Here is a 20771-nt window from a genome sequence, read left to right on the forward strand (position 1 = left end):
AGGCCTCCGCCCGGCAACTGCTGCCGGACGGAGGCCTTCTTCCTTCCTTGGGTGAGCGCCGCGATCAGTACTGGGTGCCGCTGCCCCAGAGGAACCTGCCGCCGGCCGCCTGGATCGTGACGTTGCCGTCGTTCTGCAAGACCAATTCGGCCCCCGGGTTCCCGTCCGTGCGGGACGACCAGACGGCCGTGCCGTCGGCCGCCAGCACGACCAGGTTGCCGTCGCCCTGGAACACCGCGCGGTCTCCGCGACCGGAGGTGCCCGAGGACCAGCGGGCACGGCCGTTGCTGTCGAGGATGACCAGACTGCCGTTCTGCTGCATGGTCAGCGAGATGCGGTTGGTGGCGACCGACTGGCCGCGCCCGATCACGTAGGTGCCGTGCAGGACCTTGGTCTGACCCTCCTTCGCCGTCGGCGTGGCGCGTACGGCCGTGGTCTTCTTCTTCGGGGCCGAGGCCGAGGCCGGGGCCGGGGCGGGGGCCGGAGCGGCGGCCTTCACCCGCGGAGCGGCAGCCCGCGGGGTGGCGGTCCTCGTCCCGGAGTCGGATCGAGCGGTGCGCCGGACCGCGGGACGCGGCTTCGGGTCGGCCGTCGTGTCCGAGGCCGCCAAGACCGTCCTGGGCGTCCTACCCGAGTCCAGGGTCGTGGTGTCGGGGCGGTTGCTGCTGTCGACGTGGTTGCTCCAGACGGGCCGCGGGATCGCCCCGAGCGGTCTGTCCGGCCGTGCGTCGTCCGCCTTCCGGTCCTTTGCCCTGTCCTTCCCGGTCGCCTTCTCGTCGGTGGGCCTGATCAGCGGCGGCTGGTAGCCGGAGGTGTCCACTGGATCCGGCAGGCCGGGAGCGGTCTTGGACGGCAGGACCCCCGGAGGCTGCTGAAGCCGTTCGGCGGGCTCCGGGAACTCCTTGCCCGTACCGCCCTGCACGCTGGGCCAGGTGGCGCCGCCGCGCTCCCCGAGCGTGGCGACGGGGGCGGAGGCGGGGATGTCGCCGACCGCGCGCGTCGCCTGTTCGGCATTGGAGCGCTGGTTCACCACCAGCGGTACGGAGACCAGTACGGCTCCCGCGATGGCCGCCGCGGCCATCAGCGGACGCCCGCCCTGGCCGCCGCTCCCGCCCGCGGACTGGCGAGCCGGCGGCGTCGAGCTGTTCGCCGCGGCGCGCGGGGGCGCCGCCGTGGGAGCGGCCGCCGCCGTGCCCGTGGGGGCGGAGCCGTCGTCGTCCGCCCGCTCGGCCGTAGCCGGCGAGGCCGGTGCGACCGGCGTCGCCGTGGGGGGCGCCGGGCGGGCCTCCGCGGTGGACCGGGAGCGCCGGTTGGCGCGCCTTGTCAGGCGGGTGGGAGCCGGCTCGGCCGCGGCCGGCCGCGGTGCGGGTTCGGCAGGGGCCGGCTGCGAAACGAACACCGGCCCGGAGGCGGTCCGTTCGGACGCGGTGGCGTCGTGCAGGGCCACCGCCTGCCGTATCCTCAGCCGCTCCGTGCTCTCGGACCGGGCGCCCGGAGGGCCCTGGCTCATGGTCCGTTCCTCTTGTGCCACTGGAATCTCCTCTGTCGATGGATGTCGGGCCTGCCCTTCAGGACAGGACTGGTGCGGGACCGGCTGCCGGCTCCCGGGCACCGGGCCGCTCCGTCAGCCGGCCGACGCAGCGGTCGGGCCAGGCGGCCGCCTCGTCCCACCGCGGTTCGGAGTCCGCGAGCCACGTGAGCAGTCGTTCCTGGAACAGCGCGTCCTGGGGGTCGAGTTCACCGGGTGCGGCCGGTGGAGCGGAGTCGGGCAGCTCCCGGAGCAGGACCAGTCGGCCACCGGCCCAGCCGTCCCGTACCCCGAGGACGCGCAGCCGGGTCCCCGCGCCGAATACGACCTCCTCGACGGCGTCGGCGCCCGCGGCCCCGCCATCGAGCAGCGGCCGGATCCGGCGTGCGGTCGCCGACCAGATCAGGTACCGGTCGCCGCCGGCCTGGGGCAGCGGCCGGTCGGCGGCGAGCGCGCTGATCGGCGCGTCGGAACCCAGTTCCGTACCCGGTACGGGATCCTCCGCCCCGGCGCCCGGGCCTGTACTCCGCAGCGCGGGCCCCCGGTAGGAGGGGAGCCGGCGCAGGCCTGCGTTGACCGCCGCTCGGCGCCGGCCTTCCGGCAGGACGGCCGCCTCACCCGTCAGGTACAGGTGCAGGGCGACGAGGTCGGACCGCATCGCGTCGTCGGCGCGGCTGCGTACGGACGGCAAATGGGTCAGCGCGCGGACCACGGCCTGGTGGTGCCGCTCCCACGCCGGGCCGAGGAGGGTGCGCAGGTCGGTGGGGCCGGCGGCGGGCGCCGCCGGCGGGGGTGTGGGTGCAGGCACCACGGGCTCTGGTGTGGGTGCAGGCACCACGGGTTCCGGTGCGGGTGTAGACACCACGGGTTCCGGTTCGGGGACCTCGACGGCCGCCGGGGCCGGGGTGGGAGCCGATGCCGGCTCCGCCTGCGCTGTCGCTGCTGTCGCCGACTGCCCGGCAGGCTCCGCCGCCGGGAGCGGGGTGCCCGAGGTCAGCCAGCCCGGCAGGGCGCCGGCTGAGGCGGCCGCGCCCGGCCCCTCGGCGATGTCGATCTGCGGCAGGGCCAGTACCTGCGTGGTCTCCGGATTTTCCGCCTCGGGCACGGGCTGGGGCCCGGCCGGGGCCAGCGAAGGGGCTGTGGAGGACATCAGGGAGGCGGGCGCCGAGGCGACGGCGGCCGCGGGCTGCTGCTGAGGCGGCTCCGCGACGGCCGGGGCGTGGCCCGGCAGGTACGCGTTCGCGCCCACACCGGGCAGCCAGCCCCGGCGGGCCAGGCCGATGCCGTGCCGGACCGTGATCCGGCGTAGTTGCGTCAGCTGGTCGTCGGTGCAGTCCGCGTGGATCTGGAGCATGGCGCGCTCGCGGTCCGACGTCTCCAGCTCGGCGAGCATGCCGTCCAGCGCGGGCAGCAGCGAGTCGTCCGTGGCGACGCCGGGCAGTCCGACGTCGATGGCCAGGACCTCGGCCTCGACCGGGCGCTCCCACGCGCTCGTGACCCGGCCGGTGGGGCCCACCCACAGCCCCGCGCGGGTCACCGCCACCTGCCAGTCGTCGGAGAGCCGGTACGTCCCGTCCTGCTTCCCGGGGGCGAGGCCGGCGAGGGGCGGCCGCCAGCGCTTGAGGCGCCCGACCGGGCCGTCGAGGGGCCCGTAGACGACCGATTCCACGTATGAGTGCCAGGTCGGGTCCCCTTCGGAGGAGATCAGCAGGGTCCGCGACTCGGGCGGCTCGCCGTCCGTCGCGTCGAGCAGCAGCGGCAGTCCCCCCGAGACCTCCACCTCGGTGTCGAGCAGGTGGGCGACCGCCTTGGCCACCGGCAGCAGGTCCCCGGACCAGGGGATCAGCCGGGTCGCCCGGCGGATCCGGTCCGGCAGGGCGGCCAGCACGCTGGCGACGGCCTCGGCGGTGGTGCCGCCGGCGCCGGGGCCGCCGACCAGCAGGACCGCGCTGGTCGCCTCCATCGGCACCGTGTGCGCGAGCGCCGGCACCGGGGGAGCCGCGTACCGGTCGGGGCGCAGGATGATCCCGGCCGGGATGTGGTCGATGCGGTGTCCCTCGGCCGTGTCGGCGGCCAGCCGGGAGAACGCCGGCTGCCAGACAGGCGCCGGGAAGCGGCGGCCGACGACCTCGGGGGCGCGGCCGGCGGTGAAGCGCAGCCAGCCGTGGTGGGAGAAGAGGGTGCCGTCCGGTCCGACGACGGGCACGCCGTGGCAGGCCAGCACCTCGACCGGCCAGGCTTCGGTGATCCGCCCGGCGATGCCGGAGCCCGCGCCGTCTGCCATGACCAGTGCCACGCGGCCGAACCGGTGGCCTACTGCGGCGGCCAGGATGGGGGTGAACTGGTCGAGGAGCGTGGAGGTGTCCTCGACCCCGCTGTCCACCAGGAACACCAGGTGGTCCTGGGCCATGGGGCCCAGGACATGGGCGGCGTCGGTCAGGTACTGGGGCGCCTGCTTCGTGAGGTGGAAGAGGTGGACGCCGGGGGCACCTTCAGGCGCGGGCGGATTCTGGGCGCCCGCCGCCGGAGCGTTCCTTTCGCTGCCGGGCATCCGTCGGCCGAGGAAGCTCTGCCACAGGCTCATGAGCGGCCACTCCCGTCGTGCTGGAGGACCCGTTGCCGCTCGCCGCGTGAGACGGCGGACTCCAACACGAGGTCTTCCGGCAACAGTTGGCTCAGTGCTTCGGGGCTGGGGTTGGCGAGGCCTCTCAACCGGCCGGCCTGCCTGGTCATCATGGTCTCCACGACCTGGCGAGCCAGGCGCGCGTTGCCGAAGGACTTGCCGCGGGGCGTTGCCTCGAAGAGCAGGCGCAGCGTCTCCAGGGTCTCGGGGGCGCACTGGTAGCCGAGTTCGAACGTGTGCCGGTCGGCGATGGTCACCAGTTCGTCGGTGGTGTAGTCCTCGAAGGTGACGTGCCGTGAGAAGCGGGAGGATAGACCGGGGTTGGAGTCCAGGAACCGGCCCATTTCGTCGGTGTAGCCGGCGACGATGACGACCACCTCGTCGCGGTGGTCCTCCATCAGCTTGAGCAGGGTGTCCACCGCCTCCCGCCCGAAGTCGGAGGGGGCGTCTAGCGGGGTGAGGGTGTAGGCCTCGTCGATGAAGAGCACCCCGCCCAGGGCGCGTTCGAAGGCCTCGCGGGTGAGCTGCGCGGTGTGGCCGATGTACCGGCCGACGAGATCGGCGCGGGCCACCTCGACGAGCTGGCCGCGGGGCAGCACCCCGAAGGAGCAGAGCAAGTCGGCGTAGAGACGGGCGATGGTGGTCTTGCCGGTGCCGGGAGGTCCGGCGAACACGAGGTGGTGGCTGATCCTGGGCGCGGGCAGTCCGGCGGCCTGGCGTTGCCGGGTCGCCGCGAGGAGGTCGACCATGCCCGCGACCTCCTCCTTCACGGCGGACAGTCCGATCATGCCGTTGAGGCGGGCCAGTACCTCCGAGTCGTCGGGCCGGTCCTCCCCGCCCGAGCTGATCATGGCGGCCTCCGCCTCGCCCACGTCCTCCGCGACGAGCTGCGCGAGGTCGGACTGGCTGATCTCGGAGCGGGACGCGAGCCGGATGGCTTGCCGGTCCACCATTTCCTCGAACACCTTGCGCGCGGCGCGGCCGTTGCCGAAGCTCGCGTCCCGGGGCATCCGGGTGAAGTGCAGGGCGAGAGCCTCGCGCGCCGTCGGGGCCAGCTGGTAGCCGTGGCCGGCGCACATGTTCTCGACGATCGTGACGAGTTCGTCGACGGTGTAGTTGATGAACTCGATGCTGCGGGTGAACCGGGAGGCGAGTCCGGGGTTGGCGGACAGGAAGGCCTGCATCTCCTTCGAGTAGCCGGCGACGATGACGACGACTTCGTCGCGGTGGTCCTCCATGAGCTTGACCAGGGTGTCGATGGCCTCCTGGCCGAAGTCGGCCCCCGAGCCCTTGCTGTCGGAGAGCAGGGTGTAGGCCTCGTCGATGAACAGAACACCGCCCAGGGCCCGTTCGAAGGTCTCGGTGGTCTTGATGGCGGTACCGCCGATGATCTGGGCCACCAGGTCGGCCCGGGAGACCTCCACGATGTGGCCCGAGGGGAGCGAGCCCAGCTCGGCGAGGATGCTCCCGTACAGCCGGGCCACAGTGGTCTTGCCCGTGCCGGGCGGGCCCGCGAAGACGAGATGGCGGCTCATGGGCGGTGCGGGCATTCCCAGGCTGGCGCGTTGCTGGGCCAGCCTGTTGAGGTTGATCAGCGTACTGACCTGGTGCTTGACGCCCTCCAGCCCGACCAGGGCCTCCAGTTCGCCGAGCGGCCCCTTCGGCGCCGTGTCCGGGGTTCCGTCACCCGGGCCGGCCGCCGCCGTGCCCCCGCTCCCTCCGCCCGAGGGGACCTCCTGCTTCGGAGCGCCCTCCCAGATGTCCGCGGCACCGTTGCCCGTGCTCACCAGCCCGTCCACCGAAAGCCGGGTGCCCGGACGCGAATGCCGCAGCCCGGCACCCCGGTTGTTGCGGACCGCGCACCCCGCGATGGTGACCTGTTCGGCGCTGTCGACCCGGATGCCGTCGCCGGTGCTGTCGGCGAACCCGCAGGAGTTGAGGGCGGCTCGGGCGCCGGCCGCGACCAGGATGCCGTGGGCGCCCGCTTCCTTGACGTTCACCCGGGTCATGGACAGCTCGCCGCCGTCCTCCACCGATACACCCTCGGTACCCGTACCGCTGATCTCGCAGTCCCGTAGGGAACCCCGGCCGAGGGACCCCACCGACACCCCGGCCTGCTTCGAGCCGCGGATGGTTGTGTTGCCGACGTGCGGGTTGCCGTGCCCCTCGATGCGCAGGGCCGCCGAACCGGTGTTCTCGACCTCGCAGTGTTCGAGCCTGCCCCGGCCGTCCTCGGCGACCTCGATCCCGAAGCCCTTCGTTCCATTGATGCGCACCCGACGCAGCAGCGGGTTGGCCCCCGAGCGCACCGAGATGCCGTGGCCGCCGGCGTCGAGGACGTCGAGCCGGTCTATCTCCGCGACCGACTCGTCCACGAGGAGCACGGCGACGCCCTCGGTGTCCCGTACCGTCGTGCCGGTCAGCACCGGACTGCTGGACTCGGCGACCCGTACGGCCGCCTGCGCCGAGGTACGGAAGACGCAGTCCTCGTACGTACCGCGGGACTTGCCGGTGACGAGCAGGCCACTGCCCCGGGTGTCGGCGGTGCCGCAGCGGCGAAGCAGGGGATCCGAGCCCGCGGCGACGACCATGCCGTGACCGGTGGTGTCGGTTACCTGGACGTTCTCCAGCACGGTGCGGGAGGTGCTGGTGACATAGACGCCCACGGTCACCCCCGTGACCGTGACGTCCTGCACGGTGACGCTGCTGGAACCCTCCAGCGCCACGGCCGGTTTGTCCGTGGAGGAGATCTCGCTGTTCTCGATGGAGCCGCGGGCCTCCCCGTTGGCCAGGATCCCGTTGCCCCGCGCGTCTCGCAGCCGGCAACCGCGCACGCTGAGCCGGCCCTGGTCCACGACGACGACCGCGGAGGTTCCCAGGTGCTCGATGACGGAGTCCTCCACCGCGCTCGGCTGGGCGGAGGTCACCACGATGCCCGCCCCGTCCGGGTTGGTGATCCGGCAGTCCCGCAGGGCGAGCGAGCCCGTGTCGGAGGCCGATACGGCCGTCCAGCCCTTGCCGACCACCTCACAGTCCTGCAAAGCCAGTTGGCCCCGGGCGGCATGGACCACGGGCACGTCGCTCTCCCCGCCGCGCAGCAGCAGATCGGTGAGCATTACCGCCTCGGCGGCCAGGGTGATCGCCGTGTCACGGCGCGGGGCGATCTCCACGCTCCCCTTGGGGCCGTCGGCGACGATGGTGACCTGCGTGGTCACCAGCAGGTTCTCCACGTACCGCCCGGGCTGCACGCTGATCACCGCGCCCGTGCGGGCGCGGGAAAGTGCTTCCTTGATGGTCCGGTACTCGCCGGAGCCGTTGTGATCGACGGTGAGTACCTGGCGTACCACGACGGTGCCTCCCCTTGTGGCGTGGTGATGCGGCGGTGCGTGACGCGGATCGCGCCGGCTCACAGGCTGCCCGGGGCCGGTGGTCGGCGGCTACCGAACAATGACTGGTTCCCGCGACGTAAGGCGGGCGGTCGATGACGTAGATTTCGGCGCGGCGGGCCTCGGGCATGCCGAACTCCGCTCACGAGGGCACCGGTTGGCGTATGACGCTCCTACGCTGCGTCCATGAGAGCGATGCGACGGGGCGCGGCCCCTTTGATGTCCGCGATGGCCCTGGTCGCCGCAGCGGCCGCTCCCGGCGCGGCCGCCGGGTCCGCGGGAGAGACCCTGCCGGTGGTCGTACAGACCCTGGCGGACGACGCGCCCTGCCGGCCGGCCTCCGGCAAGCGGGCCGATCAGGCGCCGTGGACCCAGGACATGCTCGGCCTGGACCGGGTGTGGCGGATGACCCGCGGACAGGGGGTCACGGTCGCCGTGGTCGGGACCGGGGTCGGCACCACGATCCCGGCGCTCGCGGGCCGGGTGACCCCGGTCGGGGCCAAGGACGGGCAGGACTGCGTGGGCCACGGCAGTTTCGTCGCCGGGCTGATCGCCGCCGCGCCGCGCGAGGGCTCCGGCTTCACCGGCGTGGCCCCCGCGGCGCGGATCCTCGCCGTCCGGGCCACCACCCAGAGGGGCGCGACCACCGCGGCCACCGTGGCGCGGGGGATCGAGGCCGCGGTCGGCGGCGGGGCCAAGGTGATCGCCGTCCCCTACGCGTTCGCCGGTCGCAGCGCCAAACTGACCGCCGCCCTAGCGCTGGCCCGGCGTGCCGACGCCCTGGTGGTGGCACCCGCCGCGCCCGACCAGCCGCCCCGCCAGGCCGCCGCAGACGCCGCGCAGCCCCAGGACTACTGGCCCGCGGCCGAGCCCGGTGTGCTCTCCGTCGTGGACTTCGCCGCCGACGGCTCCCGCCCGCCGAACGCCGCCGTCCCGCGCCACGCCGACCTCGGGGCCCCCGGGGACCGGGTCGTCAGCGTCGGACCGGGCGGCGAGGGTGCCTTCACCGGGTCCGGCTCCTCCCTCGCGGTGGGCTTCGCCGCGGGCGCCGCGGCCCTGGTCCGGTCCTACGAGCCCGGCATCGACGCCAACCGCACCCGGACCCGGCTGCTGGGCGGCTCGTACACGGCCGCCGTGCCGCGCCTGGACCCGTACGCGGCCGTCTCGGGGGTGCTGCCGGCCGACTCCGCGGCGGCCCTGGCGCAGGCCCGTCCGGTCACCCTGCCGGTTGCGTCCCCGGATGGGGGCGCCCGGTCGCGCAGCATGCTGATCGCGATCGGCGGCATGTCCCTGGTCCTGATCCTCGGAGCCCTCGGCTGGCTGCTGCCCAAGGCACGGGCGCGCGGCTGGCGGGCCGGCTGAGCGAAATCCGCTCGGCGGGCCCGCCGGCCGCGCGCCCGCTCAGTCCTCCAGGAGCGCGGTCTGGATCATCCGGCTGCGCCGCCTGGCGATCCGGATGGCACGCCCCGGCGGCAGCAGCTTCGGCTTCACGTTCCCGATGAAGGTCCCCTCGCTCGGCGGGCAGGACATCATCAGCGCCGTGCTGTTCGCGTCGAGCAGGGTCCGGACCACACTGTCCGAGGTGCCGCGCACGGCGCCCGACGAGGCCCTCGCCACGACCATGTGCAGGCCCACCTCGAAGCCGAGGGGGACGTGCGGGAGCAGGGATTCCAGCGGCGAGTTGAAGCCGCTGCCGACCATCTCGTAGTCGTCCACCAGGACGAACAGTCGCGGCCCCTCCCACCAGTCGCACAGCCGCATCCGGGCCGGCGGGATGTCCTCGCCCGGGGTCCGTTCGGACATGGCCTGGGCCACGCCCTGGGCGTACTCGCGCAGCGCGTCCCCCGACACGGCGTGGCCCAGCCGGTACTCCGACGGCACCGCCTCGACCAGTTCGCGCCGGAAGTCGGCGATCAGGATCTTCGCCTCCGCCGGGGTGTACCGGGAGACGATCGACCGGGCCAGCGACCGCAGCAGGTTGGTCTTCCCGCACTCGGTGTCGCCGACCACCACCAGGTGCGGGCTCTCCTCGAAGTCGTGGTGGACGGGCTGGAGTTCGTTCTCCTCGATGCCGATCGGCAGCCGGTGCCCCTGCGGCGCGGGCAGTTGCCCGTACCCGAGGCGGGCGGGGAGCATGCGGACCGCGGGCGCCCCGGGACGCCCCGCCCAGCCGTCCGCCACAGCGCTCACCAGGCCCGCGACGCCGTCGGCGAGGTCGTCCACCGACTCGGCGCCGTCGATCCGCGGCAGCGCCGTGAGGTAGTGGAGCTTGGTCTGGGCGGTGAGTCCCCGGCCCGGCGCGTTCGCGGGGACGGTCGCCGCCTTGCGCATGTCGATGACGGAGTCCATCGGATCACCCATGCGCAGCTCCATCTTGGTGCCGATGGCCTCGCGCAGGACGGGGGTCAGCTCCATCCAGCGGGCGGTCGACAGGAGCACGTGGATCCCGTAGTTGAGCCCGCGCTGCGCGATCTTGTTGATGTCGTCGACGAGGTGGTCGAAGTCCTGGCGCACGGTCGGCCAGCCGTCGATGACGAGGAAGACGTCGCCGAAGGGCTCGTCGTCGAACTCCCCGGCCGCCCGGCGGCGCCGGTAGCTGGTGACCGTGTCGATGTCGTGGTCCAGGAAGAACTGCTCGCGCCGGCTGAGCAGCACGCTCACCTCGCTGACCGTACGCCCCACCCGGTCCTCGTCAAGGCGGCCCGTCACCCCGCCCACGTGCGGGAGCTTGGCCAGCCCCGAGAGCGTGCCGCCGCCGAAGTCCAGGCAGTAGAACTGGACTTCCCGCGGGGTGTGGGTCAGCGACAGCGAGGCGATCAGGGTGCGCAGCATCGTGGACTTGCCGCTCTGCGGCCCGCCCGCGACCCCCACGTGCCCGCCCGCCGCCGACAGGTCGACGGTGAGCAGGTCCCGCAACTGCTCGAAGGGCCGGTCGACCACCCCGACCGGGACCCGCAGCCGCGGCTCCCCCTCCACCGCGGTCAGCCCGCGCTCGTGGTGCGGCTCCAGCGGCGGCAGCAGCATGTCGAGCGGCGGGGAAGCGGCCAGCGGCGGCAGCCACACCTGGTGGGCCGCCGGCCCGGAGCCGACCAGCCGGCCCACGGCCACCGACAGCAGCGAGTCGGACTCCTCCTCGCTCGCGGCCCGCGCCGCCGCCGCCGCCTCCTCCTCTGTCGGCTCCACCGGCTGCCGCGGGACGACCCAGGTGGTGCTCCACGGCACGATCTGGTTGGCCACCCGGGAGGTGGAGACGGCTCCCGTCCGGCCCCGGTACGTTCCGGACACGTACGCGGCGCGGAACCGGGTCAGCTCCTCCACGCCGGTCTTCAGGTAGCCGTTGCCCGGCTCGGGCGGCAGCAGATAGGCGTCCGGCACGCCCAGCACGCCGCGGCTCTCCATCGCCGAGAAGGTCCGCAGCCCGATCCGGTACGACAGGTGGCTTTCGAGCTGGTGCACCCGGCCCTCGTCCAGCCGCTGGGAGGCGAGCAGCAGGTGCACGCCCAGCGAACGGCCCAGTCGGCCGATCATGACGAACAGGTCCATGAAGTCACGGTGCGCGGAGAGGAGTTCACTGAACTCGTCCACCACGACCACCAGGCTCGGCAGCGGGGCGAGCGGTGCGCCGCCGGCCCGCGCCTGTTCGTAGTCCAGGGCCGAGGCGTAGTTGCCGGCCTGCCTGAGCAGCTCCTGGCGGCGCATCAGTTCACCGTGCAGGGCGTCCTGCATACGGTCCACGAGGGCGGCCTCGTCGGACAGGTTGGTGATGACGGCGGAGACGTGGGGGAGGGTGTCGAGCCCCAGGAAGGTCGCGCCGCCCTTGAAGTCGACGAGGACGAAGTTGAGCCGCTCCGAGGAATGGGTCAGGGCCAGCCCGAGCACGAGGGTGCGCAGCAGCTCGCTCTTGCCGGAGCCGGTCGCCCCGATGAGCATGCCGTGCGGCCCCATCCCGCCCTGCGCCGACTCCTTCAGGTCCAGCTCCACCGCTACGCCGTTGCCGGCCAGCGCGATCGGCACCCGCAGGTGCTGGTGGGCACTGCGCCGCTGCCAGAGGGTGGCCGGCTCGTGGCGGCGCAGGTCGTTGATGCCGAGCAGCCCGGTCAGCTGGATGTCGGAGGCCAGCGGCTCGGCCGACTCCCCGCCCGTCGTCGCCCGGAAGGGCGCCAGCTCCTTGGCCAGTGCCCGGGCCGCGTTCGGCCCCAGCGCGTCGGGTACGCCGAGCACCGTCGACTGCTCACGCCGGTTGCTGTCCGTACGGACCAGCTCGACACGGCCCTCGGTCAGTTCCAGCCGCAGGACGGTGCGGCCCGGACGCCAGCGCAGTTCCTCCGAGAGGTCGATGACCACGCAGTTGCGGAACCCGGCGCCGTCAAACCGGTGACCCGAGGACACACTGCCCCCGTCGATCAACACGACCACCAGGGGCTCGTCCCGGGTGGGCGAGGCCGTCGGATCGAAGGGCGGGCGCTCGGCGAACTCGGCGCCGATCAGGTCGGTCAGCTCACCGACCGCCGAGGCGGCCATCCGGGTCGGCCCCGCGCCGTCCGTGGCCTGCGGGTGCAGCGCGTGCGGAAGCCACTTCGCCCAGTCCCATTCCTCTTTCACCTCGTCCGAGACGCACAGCGCGATCCACAGGTCGTCGGGGCTGTGCAGGGTCGCCAACTGCCCCAGCACGGCCCGCGCGAAGGCCCGCGCCTCCTCCGGCTCCCCGCGCACCAGCACCCGCGACCACGCCCGCAGGTACACGGCGATGGGCTGGTCGGGTATCTGCGCGTACGCCTCCACGAAACAGCGCAGCGCGTGCGCCGTCAGCGGTTCCAGGTCCTCCACCGGGCGGGTGGTCACCGGAGCCAGGCGCAGCCCCAGCCGCTGCGATCCACGGGCGATCCGCACCTCGGCGAAGTCCTCGTCGCTCACCCGCCGTTCCCACAGCCGGCTGGACCGCGCGAGCGACCACAGTGCCCCCGGTGCGGGATGGCGCCAGGCCAGGGCCTCGCCCTGCTCCACGATGGTCCGGCGCACCCGGCGCCGGACCTGCGACAGATAACGCAGGTAGTCGCGCCGTTCCCCGTTCATCTTCGACTTGCGCTCGCCCCGACGCTGCATGGCCTGACCGACCAGCATCGCCACCAGGCCCGTGGCCATCATGCCGACCGCCACGTACATGAACACGCCGCCCGCGCCCGGCCGCAGGAACACGAACATCATCGACATGGACATCATGCCCATGGGCAGGAACGTCCAGATGCCACCGGCGTTCGGCTGGGCCTCGGCAAGGACCGGCGGCTCCTGGAGGCTCAGCTCACCGTCCGGCATCTCCGGCCCGCGCCTGCGGGCCGGCCTGCGGTAGAGGGTCACGCTCACGGACTGCTCCTTCGTCTGCGCGTCGGCGCGGCGCTACGGGTTTCAGACCCTAGGCGGCGGCCCGGTCCACCCGGCCGGCCCCGGGGAGAACACCGTCATCCGGGCCGGGGAATTGCGTCATTCGTCGGAAGGGCGGAGCGCTCATCCGCCCGTAGTGTGCGGCCCATGAGTGAGAGTCCCCTCGCCGGGCTGAGCCGCCTGACCATCCAACTGCCGGATCGCAGAGTCGAGTTGGCAGCCCCGACCGATATCCCCGTGTCCGACCTGCTGCCGGCGCTGCTCAGCTTTGCCGGCAGTGCGGCGGAGGAGACCACCGTCGAGGGACAGGGCTGGGTGCTCCAGCGTCTGGGCGAGGCGCCGCTTGACGAGGAGGGCACGCTGTCCACCCTCGAGGTGCGCGACGGCGAGACCCTCTACCTGCGGTCGGCCGCCGACGCCATGCCCGAGGCCCATTTCGACGACATCGTCGACGGGATCTCCACCGTGATGGGACGCCTCGGCGGCGACTGGACCGAGTCCAGCAGCCGCACCTTCGTCCGGGCCGTCGCCGCCACCCTCCTCGCCGCCGTGGCCCTGGTCCTTGCCATGCCCGGACTGCCGCCCGTCGACCGGGGTCTGACCGCCGCGCTGTGCGGCGTACTCCTCCTGGCCGGCGCGGGCACGGCGAGCCGGGCCGTCGGCGACGCGTTCACCGCGGTCATGCTGGGCTGCGCTGCCGTCCCCTTCCTGGCCCTGGCCGGCTGGCTGCTGCCCGGCGGACCGCCCGGCGCGGACCTGCTCGGCCCCCGGCTGCTCTCCGGTGGCGCCGCCGCGACCGGTGGCGCCGTCCTCGCCCTGTCCGTGGTGGGCGCCTCCGCAGCCGTCTTTCTCTCCGTCGGGGTGGTCGCCGCCTTCGCGACCGCCGCCGGCGGGCTGATCGCCGCCACCGGATTCCCGGCCCCCGACGTCGCCGCGGTGGTCGCCGTCGGGGCCGTGGTCCTCGGCGGGTTCGTCCCCGCACTCGCCTTCCGGATGTCCGGCATGCAGATGCGGCCGTTGCCCACCTCACCCGAGGAACTCCAGGAGGCCATCGAACCGCATCCGAGCGAGGAAGTGGCCCGGCGCGCGGCGACCGCGAACGCCTGGCTGACCGCCCTCTACGCCGCGACCGGCTTCGTCTGCACCATCTGCGTCACCGTACTCGCCGACCACTTCGGCCTCGCCGAGGCCGTCACCGCGACCACCCTGACGGTGCTCCTGCTCCTGCACGGCCGCAACCTCGGCAGCGTCTGGCAGCGGGTGTCGATCCTCGCCCCCGGTGTCTGGGGTGTCGCCGTCCTCGCCATGGCCTGGGCCCGGGCCCTCGGCGACAGCGGCAGGCTCGGCCTGGTCGCGGTCCTGGTGGTGCTCGCCATCATCCTCACCATCGCCATCTGGACCGTACCCGGACGACGGACGGTGCCGTACTGGGGGCGCGCGGCGGAACTCCTGCACTCCCTGGTGGCGCTCGCCCTGCTGCCCCTCGCCCTGTGGGTCCTGGGCGTGTACGGCCTCGCACGCGAGATGACCGGCTGACACCCGGTCCGCCGCCGTCCCGCCCGACCCGCCGCAGACATCCCGAACACCGACGACCAGGCCGGAGGGCCACGTGCAGTCAAGGCGCGACCAGGTACAGGCCCATCTCTTCCAGATGGGCCGGCTCACCTCCGGAATGCTCCGCGCCAACCCGGACCACCTGGAAACCCCCGGCGGGCGCACCAACCGCGGTATGACCTTCGGGCTGGCCATCGGCGTGGTAGTGGTCCTCGTCTCGGCCCTCTGGGGCCTCTTCTCCCCGGGCGCCTCGACCAGCTGGCGGGCGGAGGGCACCCTGGTGCTGGAGAAGGACACCGGAAACCGGTACGTGTACGCCCAGGGGCGGCTGCGCCCCGTCCTCAACTACGCCTCCGCGCGCCTGCTGCTCGGCGGCGACATGAAGTCCGCGACGGTCAGCAGCAAGGCCACGAAGGACGCCCCGCACGGCCCGCCCGTGGGCATCCCCGGCGCCCCCGACTACCTCCCCGGCCGCGCCGCCCTGCTGTCCTCGCCCTGGCAGGTGTGTGCGTCCACGACCAAACAGACTTCAGGGGAGGTGGACGTACGGACGCGGCTCGCCCTCGGCGCCGCCGCGGACGGGCGGCCGCTGGGCCCTGGTCAGGGGCTCCTCGTCCAGGGGCCCGACGGGCGCCGCTCGGTGCTCCTGGGAGGGGAGCGTCACCTCTTGGACGAGGCCACCGGCGCGGTCACCTCGCTCGGTTACGGATCGGCCCCGGTCCACCCCGTTTCCGCGGCCTTCCTCTTCGCGCTCCCCGCCGCCGCCGACCTCGCCGCGCCCGCCGTACCGGGCCGCGGGGAAGCCGGACCCGCGCTCGACGGGCGCCCGACCCGCATCGGCCAGGTCTTCAGGGTGGAAGTCCCGGGCGCCGCCAGCCAGTTCCACCTGCTTCTGCGCGAGGGGCTGACCCCGCTGACCGAGACGGAGACCGCCCTCGTCCTCGGCGACCCGGACACCCGCAAAGTCGCGTACGAGCGACAGACCCCGGCCGCGCGTCCGCTCGGGGCGGAGGCCGCCCGCGGCCACCTGGCGCCCGCGACGGTCCGCCCGGCCGGCGCCGGCCTGCCGGCCTCGCCGCCCCGCCTGGTTTCGATCCCCGCCGGCACCGAGCCCTGCGCCGTGGTCCGGCCGAGCGACGGCACGGGCTTGGCGGTCAGCGTCTCCTTCGCCCCTGCCGCCGTCGCCGAGGACCACGTGGCGCAGCCGCCGGCCGTGGACGTGGCCCCGGCCTGCCTGCCCGTGGACCGGGTGGAGGTGCCGCCAGGCAAGGGCGCCCTGATCCAGGCCCTCAGCAGCGCGGGCACCCGGATGGGCGACACCGTCTTCCTCGTCACCGACTCGGGCGTACGCCACCCGGTCGCCTCGGGCGGGGCCCTGGAGGCGCTCGGCTACACGGCCGCCGACGTACGCGGTCTGCCGTCGGCCCTGCTGATGACCCTGCCGACCGGCGCGACCCTGGACCCCGCAGCGGCCGCCAAGGCCCCCGCCGCGGACGCCGGAGCCCCGCGCAGAAGCTGCCCGGGCGCCGCCACAACCCCGGCGCCGGCCCTGGGGAGTTGACGTAAATCCAGGTTCGGAGCGGCAGGTACGTCACGCGACGGATCCGCCCGGGGCGCGGGTGGAAACACACTCGAACCTCAGGACGAACTCACCACGGAAAGGGTGGTCCCGATGCCCGACAGCATTCCCGGCGGAGGATACAAAACCGAACGCGAGGCGAACATCAAGATCGCCGAGCTGATGCAGAACGCCCATGACGACATCACCCGAATCCGGGGCATCGTCCGCTCCTCCGCCAACGACCTGGTCGGCCCGAGCGGCTACGGCGGCGCAGACGGCAAGGCGTACCAGGACCTCCTGGCCTCGTGGGACGCCGACGTGATGAAGGTCGAGCGGGGCCTGGAAGGCGTCAAGGAGACCATGATCAGGAACTCCGGCCGTCAGTCGGACCTCCAGGACACCACCACCAGCCAGATCACGCGGATGCAGGACGCCATCTCCGGCCTCAAGGGCTGATCCGTCCGGAGCTCCCGGCGGACCCGGAAACACCCTGAAGGCCCGCCGCCGCGCCGCAGCGCATCCAGCAGCAGGCGAAAGCAGACGAAGAAGGAGGACCTCGTGCCCGAGGCCAGTTACGACCACGGATCCATCAACATCCACTACGGCACAACCGATGGTGTGACCGCCCAGCTCATCAACGCGAGCGAGGCGATCGACACCGTCCTGAACAACCTCCAGCAGGCCATCGCCCAGTGGGCCGACAGCTGCATCGGTATGGACAAGGGTGCCTTCAACGACAAGTTCGTCGAGTGGCACGGCTACGTCGACCACGCGGCGCAGGCCGTCGCCGGCAGCGGCAAGCTGCTCAGCGAGATCGCGGAGGGCTACGGCGTCCTCGACCGCGGCCTGGCCCAGGACTGGGGCAACCTCCAGGTCTACTGACCACCCCTCCGGACCCAGGGAGCATCCCGGTGCCCACTCAGGCGCAGCTCACCAAGCTCGACACCCCGGCGATCAACGCCTTCATCAACGGGCCGCTCACCGAGTTCCTCGCCGTGATCGAAGAGCTCGGCAAGGACTCGGGCACCGCCCTCTCGCCCCGCAACATCGCCCGGGGCTACACCAACCCGGACACCTTCTCGCTCACGAAGCCGCTGGCGATAGGGCTGATGTCGGGCGGGGACACGGTGCACGGATCGACCCTCAACAGCACCACGCTCAAGTTCACACAGAGCATCGACACGATGCTCCAGAACATGACGAACCTGTCGCAGGAGATCAAGGACACCCTCCTCAAGATGGTGGAGGAGTTCCTCAAGAAGCAGGGGGGGACTCTCGACGACATCAAGGCGCAGGAGTTCCTCAACACGATCAAGTCGGCCGGCAGCCCCACGAACGACCCGACCAAAACGTCGACCGACCCGACCAAGACCGGCACCTGAGCGACCGGACCAAGACCGGCGCCTTCAGCGACCGGACCGCACCAGAAGGAAGAGCGGAGGGTATCCATGCCTGCCGACCTGTGGGCCTCGGCGGTCCAGCTGCTGACGGGCTATCCGATGCCCGACCGCTCGACCCTTTTCGAGCATCTCAACGGTACCGACGACAAGACGCCGTTGATGAACGTGAAGGTCGAAACGCTCGGCGATTTCGCCGTAGTGGACAAACTGTCGACCGTCGGCCCCAACGTGGAGGGCCACTCGTACGTACTCGCCTACTACACGGGTCCAATAGGCCCACGCGGCTACGCCGAACTCAAGAAGATCACGATCGACTTCCTGTGGAACCCGTCCGAGCGCCCTGCCCAGCCGGGCACCCCGCTCGACCAATACATCTTCGGCCCGTTGAACATGCTCAACGGGATCGTGAACAACCCCTTCTCCACGCAGGGCCGTTCCTACGGCGGTCTCGTGATCGAACCGCAGAACGCCGTAAACCTGCGGTCGTTCTCCGACGTCGCCGGCGCCTACGACCGCACCTTCCAGTACTTCAATGACGAGGAGGCCGTCCTCAAGCAGTGGGCCGACTCCCTCGGGCACAAGGACGCGGACATGAAGGGAACGGCCGCCGACGCGTTCGCCGCCCTGATCAGGCGGATGGAGGAGAACTACAAGGGTTACAAGGAACAGCTCCTCCCGCCCGGTTTCTCGGCCAAGAACTACGCCCTGCTGCCGGTGAACGGGCGGGGCGCTTCCCTCACCAAGCAGGGCGATTCCCTCATCGGTGCGGCGAACGCGGTCCACCAGTCGGCTTACGACCTGGTCATGGCCTGGTACCAGTGGGGCGCGAACCCGGTGTCCAACCCGATGCTGGCGTTGTCGAACCTGATCTACGACGTCGCCCTCTGGATCCAGGCGAACAACATCAGCCAAGTGTTGCTTGACCAGAGCGGCAATGACGGCTACGACGTGCTCGCCGGCCCCTCCTTCCAGCAGAACCACCCCACTTGGGGGGATCTCACCCAGATCGACAGCTGGGGCAACATCGGCAAGCTGGCGATCAAGCTCTGGAACGACGCCGTCGAGTCGATGCTGCTGCCGGCGGGCAACAGGGAACTCAGCGAAGTGAACAACGCCTTCGTCGACGCCACCGCCGTCCTGACCAACCCGCTGGTGACGAGGAACACCTCGCCGATCGGCAGCGACGCCAAGGACGGCAAGGACGGCAAGGGCGGCGACGGCTCCGACCAGAGTTGGGAAGACATCCTGCGGAAGCTGGGCCTCGGCGGGGACGACGGCAAGGGCGGCAAGGACGGCAAGGGCGGCGACGACGGCAAGGGCGGCAACAACGAGACGAAGATCCCGCCGCCCCCCAAGCTCAACGACCTGAACGACAAGGGCGGCAACGGGGCCGACGGAACCGGGGGGAAGGACGGTACGGGCGGGAAGGACGGCGGGATTCCCGACCCGAAGGAGTTCCTCAAGAACGCGCCCCCTCCCGATCTCAACAACCCCGGCGGTAACGGCTCTGGCGGCGGGCTGAACAACGGCTCCGGCCTGAACGTGCCGGGCGGGGTTCCCGGCGGTATACCGGGCATCACCGGTTCAGGAGGTCCCGGCGGCAGCGGCAACCCGAACACGACCACCCGGGTGCCCGCCCCGAACGTCAACCTCGCGGGCCCGCCTGGATCGGGTCTCCCCGGCTCTGGCCTCCCCGGCAGCGAGCTCCCCGGCGGCACAAACCCCGACGGCAGCCCCATCATTCCCGGTCTGCCGAACTCCACGCTCCTCGGATCCAAGCCGCCCACCCTCCAGAACCGGGATGGCTCCGGTACGCCGGTCGCCTTCCCCGACGGCAGTACCCGGACCGTCCTGCCCGACGGCAGTGTCCTCACCACCAGCCCGGACGGTACGAAGGTCACCCGCAGCCCCGACGGCACCATCCTGACGGAGAAGCCCGACGGTACGAAGGTCACCGCCAAGCCCGACGGGACCACCACGACCGTCAAGCCCGACGGCACCAAGCGCGTGCTGCACCCGGGCGGGGTCGTCACCCTGACCGATCCCGACGGCAACACCTCGTACCTGGGCCCGGACGGCAAGCCGCTGGGGGGGTGCCCCGACCTCCCCCTGACCACCCCGCAGCTCCCCGGCCTCAACAGCCCCGGTTTCGACCTCCCCGGGGTGTCCGGAGCGGGCGGCGGAGTACCGGGAGGAAGTGGCGGTACGTACGGTGGCGGCGGCGGGAACTCGCTCCTCGCGAACCCGCCCAGCTACGAGGAGGCGGGCTACGACCTGTCCACCGACTTCCCCGCCTACGGCGCGGACGCCCTCGGCAGCGACCCCAACGCCCTCGGTGGCGTGCCGGGCGGCAACCCCGCGACCGGGGCCCCGCCCATGATGCCCCCCGGCATGGGAGCCGGCGGTATGGGCGGCGCGGGTGGCGCCCTGGGCGGTGGTGACCGGGTCCGCGAGTTCGTCGGCGACCCCGCGGGCTCTCCCAACCGTATGGCCCAGGGCCCCGGCGGCCAGGGCACCGGGGGCACGCCCCCGTACATGCCCCCACCCGGCGGCCAGCAGGGCGGCCAGCAGACCCAGAGCTCCGACCGCGAGCGGGCCAACTGGCTGGCCGAGGAAGAGGACGTCTGGGGCACCGAAGACGAGGGCAACCCGGCCGTCCTCGGCCGGGAGGAGCCCAGCACCACCGGCGCGAAGCGCAACGCATTCATGACAGGAGAGGGCTGATGGGCTCGCCGCACCACTCGATCGAAGAACGCCTCGCCATGGCGGTCGCGGATCTGGAGGCCTCGGAGCGCGCGGCCGCCCAGGCCCAGGAGCAGGTCCGCGGCATGCGGCTCTCGGCCACCTCCAAGGACCGCAGCGTCGAGGTGACCGTCGCGGGCACCGGCGAGGTGACGGCCGTCCGTTTCCTGGAGAGCCGCTACAAGAGCATGGCCGCCCCGCAGCTGGCGGCCTCCGTCATGGAGGCCTTCAACAAGGCGCGCTCCCTCGCCTCCCGGGACGTGGCCGACGCGGTCAAACCGCTCACGGAGAGCGTGAACGCCCTCAACTCCATGCCGGGCATGCCCGATCTGCCCGGCATCCCGGGCACGACGGCCGACTGGGGGGCCCTGATCGGGCAGTTCCTCGGCCCGGCGGCGCCCCCCGAGCCCGAGCGGCCGGCCGACGGCGCGTCCGGCCGGCGACGGGGGCGGGGCCGTGCGCTCTACGACGAGGTGGAGGGCGACCCGAACGACTGAGCGGCCGTCATCCGTGATCAACATGTACGTCAACTGACGCAGGCGCCCGGGCATTTCCGGGCGCAGAATTCCCGCACCACCGCGCGACACCGGGAGTAGGC

12 protein-coding genes are annotated in these 20771 nt (G+C 72.5%); 8 read left to right on the plus strand and 4 right to left on the minus strand.

What is annotated here, in order from left to right:
* Positions 1 to 64: 64 nt before the first annotated feature.
* From OG972_RS36605 to OG972_RS36615, 3 genes are read right to left on the minus strand one after another with little or no spacing between them, the layout of a single operon-like run.
* Entirely contained in the window at positions 65 to 1510 is a 1446-nt protein-coding gene (locus OG972_RS36605) for a hypothetical protein (RefSeq protein ID WP_266988827.1), read from the minus strand.
* 58 nt (positions 1511 to 1568) lie between these two features.
* Positions 1569 to 4112, minus strand: a complete 2544-nt coding sequence (locus OG972_RS36610) for a hypothetical protein (RefSeq protein WP_266988829.1) — start codon at positions 4110 to 4112, stop codon at positions 1569 to 1571.
* Positions 4109 to 7498 (minus strand): right-handed parallel beta-helix repeat-containing protein, encoded by a 3390-nt coding sequence (locus OG972_RS36615; protein WP_266988831.1) that lies wholly within the window; start codon positions 7496 to 7498, stop codon positions 4109 to 4111. The genes OG972_RS36610 and OG972_RS36615 overlap by 4 nt, the downstream gene beginning before the upstream one ends.
* A gap of 225 nt (positions 7499 to 7723) precedes the next feature.
* Here OG972_RS36615 and OG972_RS36620 point away from each other — a divergent pair, with 225 nt between their 5' ends.
* Positions 7724 to 8899 (plus strand): S8 family serine peptidase, encoded by a 1176-nt coding sequence (locus OG972_RS36620; protein WP_266988833.1) that lies wholly within the window; start codon positions 7724 to 7726, stop codon positions 8897 to 8899.
* Positions 8900 to 8938: 39 nt separating this feature from the next.
* On the opposite strand, the gene eccCa is transcribed toward OG972_RS36620, so the two are convergent.
* Complete coding sequence (gene eccCa, locus OG972_RS36625) at positions 8939 to 12898, minus strand: type VII secretion protein EccCa (RefSeq protein WP_266988835.1); 3960 nt, start codon at positions 12896 to 12898, stop codon at positions 8939 to 8941.
* Positions 12899 to 13063: 165 nt separating this feature from the next.
* On the opposite strand from eccCa, the gene eccD reads away from it, so the two are divergent.
* The 7 genes from eccD (at position 13064) to OG972_RS36660 (ending at position 20670) form a co-directional block, all read left to right on the plus strand.
* A complete protein-coding gene (gene eccD, locus OG972_RS36630; protein ID WP_266988837.1) occupies positions 13064 to 14452 on the plus strand; it encodes a type VII secretion integral membrane protein EccD in 1389 nt (462 codons plus the stop codon).
* Positions 14453 to 14525: 73 nt separating this feature from the next.
* The gene (gene eccB, locus OG972_RS36635) at positions 14526 to 16031 is read left to right on the plus strand and encodes a type VII secretion protein EccB (protein ID WP_266988839.1); all 1506 of its coding nucleotides are present in this window, start codon (positions 14526 to 14528) and stop codon (positions 16029 to 16031) included.
* 111 nt (positions 16032 to 16142) lie between these two features.
* Positions 16143 to 16487 (plus strand): WXG100 family type VII secretion target, encoded by a 345-nt coding sequence (locus OG972_RS36640; RefSeq protein WP_266988841.1) that lies wholly within the window; start codon positions 16143 to 16145, stop codon positions 16485 to 16487.
* A 102-nt stretch (positions 16488 to 16589) separates the two neighbouring features.
* Positions 16590 to 16913: a WXG100 family type VII secretion target gene (locus OG972_RS36645; protein ID WP_266988843.1), complete on the plus strand. Its 324-nt coding sequence runs from the start codon at positions 16590 to 16592 to the stop codon at positions 16911 to 16913.
* Between the two features lie 29 nt (positions 16914 to 16942).
* The gene (locus OG972_RS36650) at positions 16943 to 17413 is read left to right on the plus strand and encodes a type VII secretion system-associated protein (protein ID WP_266988845.1); all 471 of its coding nucleotides are present in this window, start codon (positions 16943 to 16945) and stop codon (positions 17411 to 17413) included.
* 66 nt (positions 17414 to 17479) lie between these two features.
* Positions 17480 to 20155 (plus strand): AAWKG family protein, encoded by a 2676-nt coding sequence (locus OG972_RS36655; protein ID WP_266988847.1) that lies wholly within the window; start codon positions 17480 to 17482, stop codon positions 20153 to 20155.
* Positions 20155 to 20670 (plus strand): YbaB/EbfC family nucleoid-associated protein, encoded by a 516-nt coding sequence (locus OG972_RS36660; protein ID WP_266988849.1) that lies wholly within the window; start codon positions 20155 to 20157, stop codon positions 20668 to 20670. The genes OG972_RS36655 and OG972_RS36660 overlap by 1 nt, the downstream gene beginning before the upstream one ends.
* The last annotated feature ends 101 nt before the right edge of the window (positions 20671 to 20771 follow it).

Origin of the sequence: Streptomyces sp. NBC_01669, assembly GCF_026339735.1 — a bacterium.
GTDB lineage: Bacteria > Actinomycetota > Actinomycetes > Streptomycetales > Streptomycetaceae > Streptomyces > Streptomyces yanii.

Coding starts and splice junctions, on each gene's coding strand:
- OG972_RS36620 (WP_266988833.1), top strand. CDS start 7,724: ATGAGAGCGATGCGACGGGGCGCGGCCCCTTTGATGTCCGCGATGGCC.
- OG972_RS36605 (WP_266988827.1), bottom strand. CDS start 1,510: ATGAGCCAGGGCCCTCCGGGCGCCCGGTCCGAGAGCACGGAGCGGCTG.
- eccD (WP_266988837.1), top strand. CDS start 13,064: ATGAGTGAGAGTCCCCTCGCCGGGCTGAGCCGCCTGACCATCCAACTG.
- OG972_RS36655 (WP_266988847.1), top strand. CDS start 17,480: ATGCCTGCCGACCTGTGGGCCTCGGCGGTCCAGCTGCTGACGGGCTAT.
- OG972_RS36660 (WP_266988849.1), top strand. CDS start 20,155: ATGGGCTCGCCGCACCACTCGATCGAAGAACGCCTCGCCATGGCGGTC.
- OG972_RS36640 (WP_266988841.1), top strand. CDS start 16,143: ATGCCCGACAGCATTCCCGGCGGAGGATACAAAACCGAACGCGAGGCG.
- OG972_RS36610 (WP_266988829.1), bottom strand. CDS start 4,112: ATGAGCCTGTGGCAGAGCTTCCTCGGCCGACGGATGCCCGGCAGCGAA.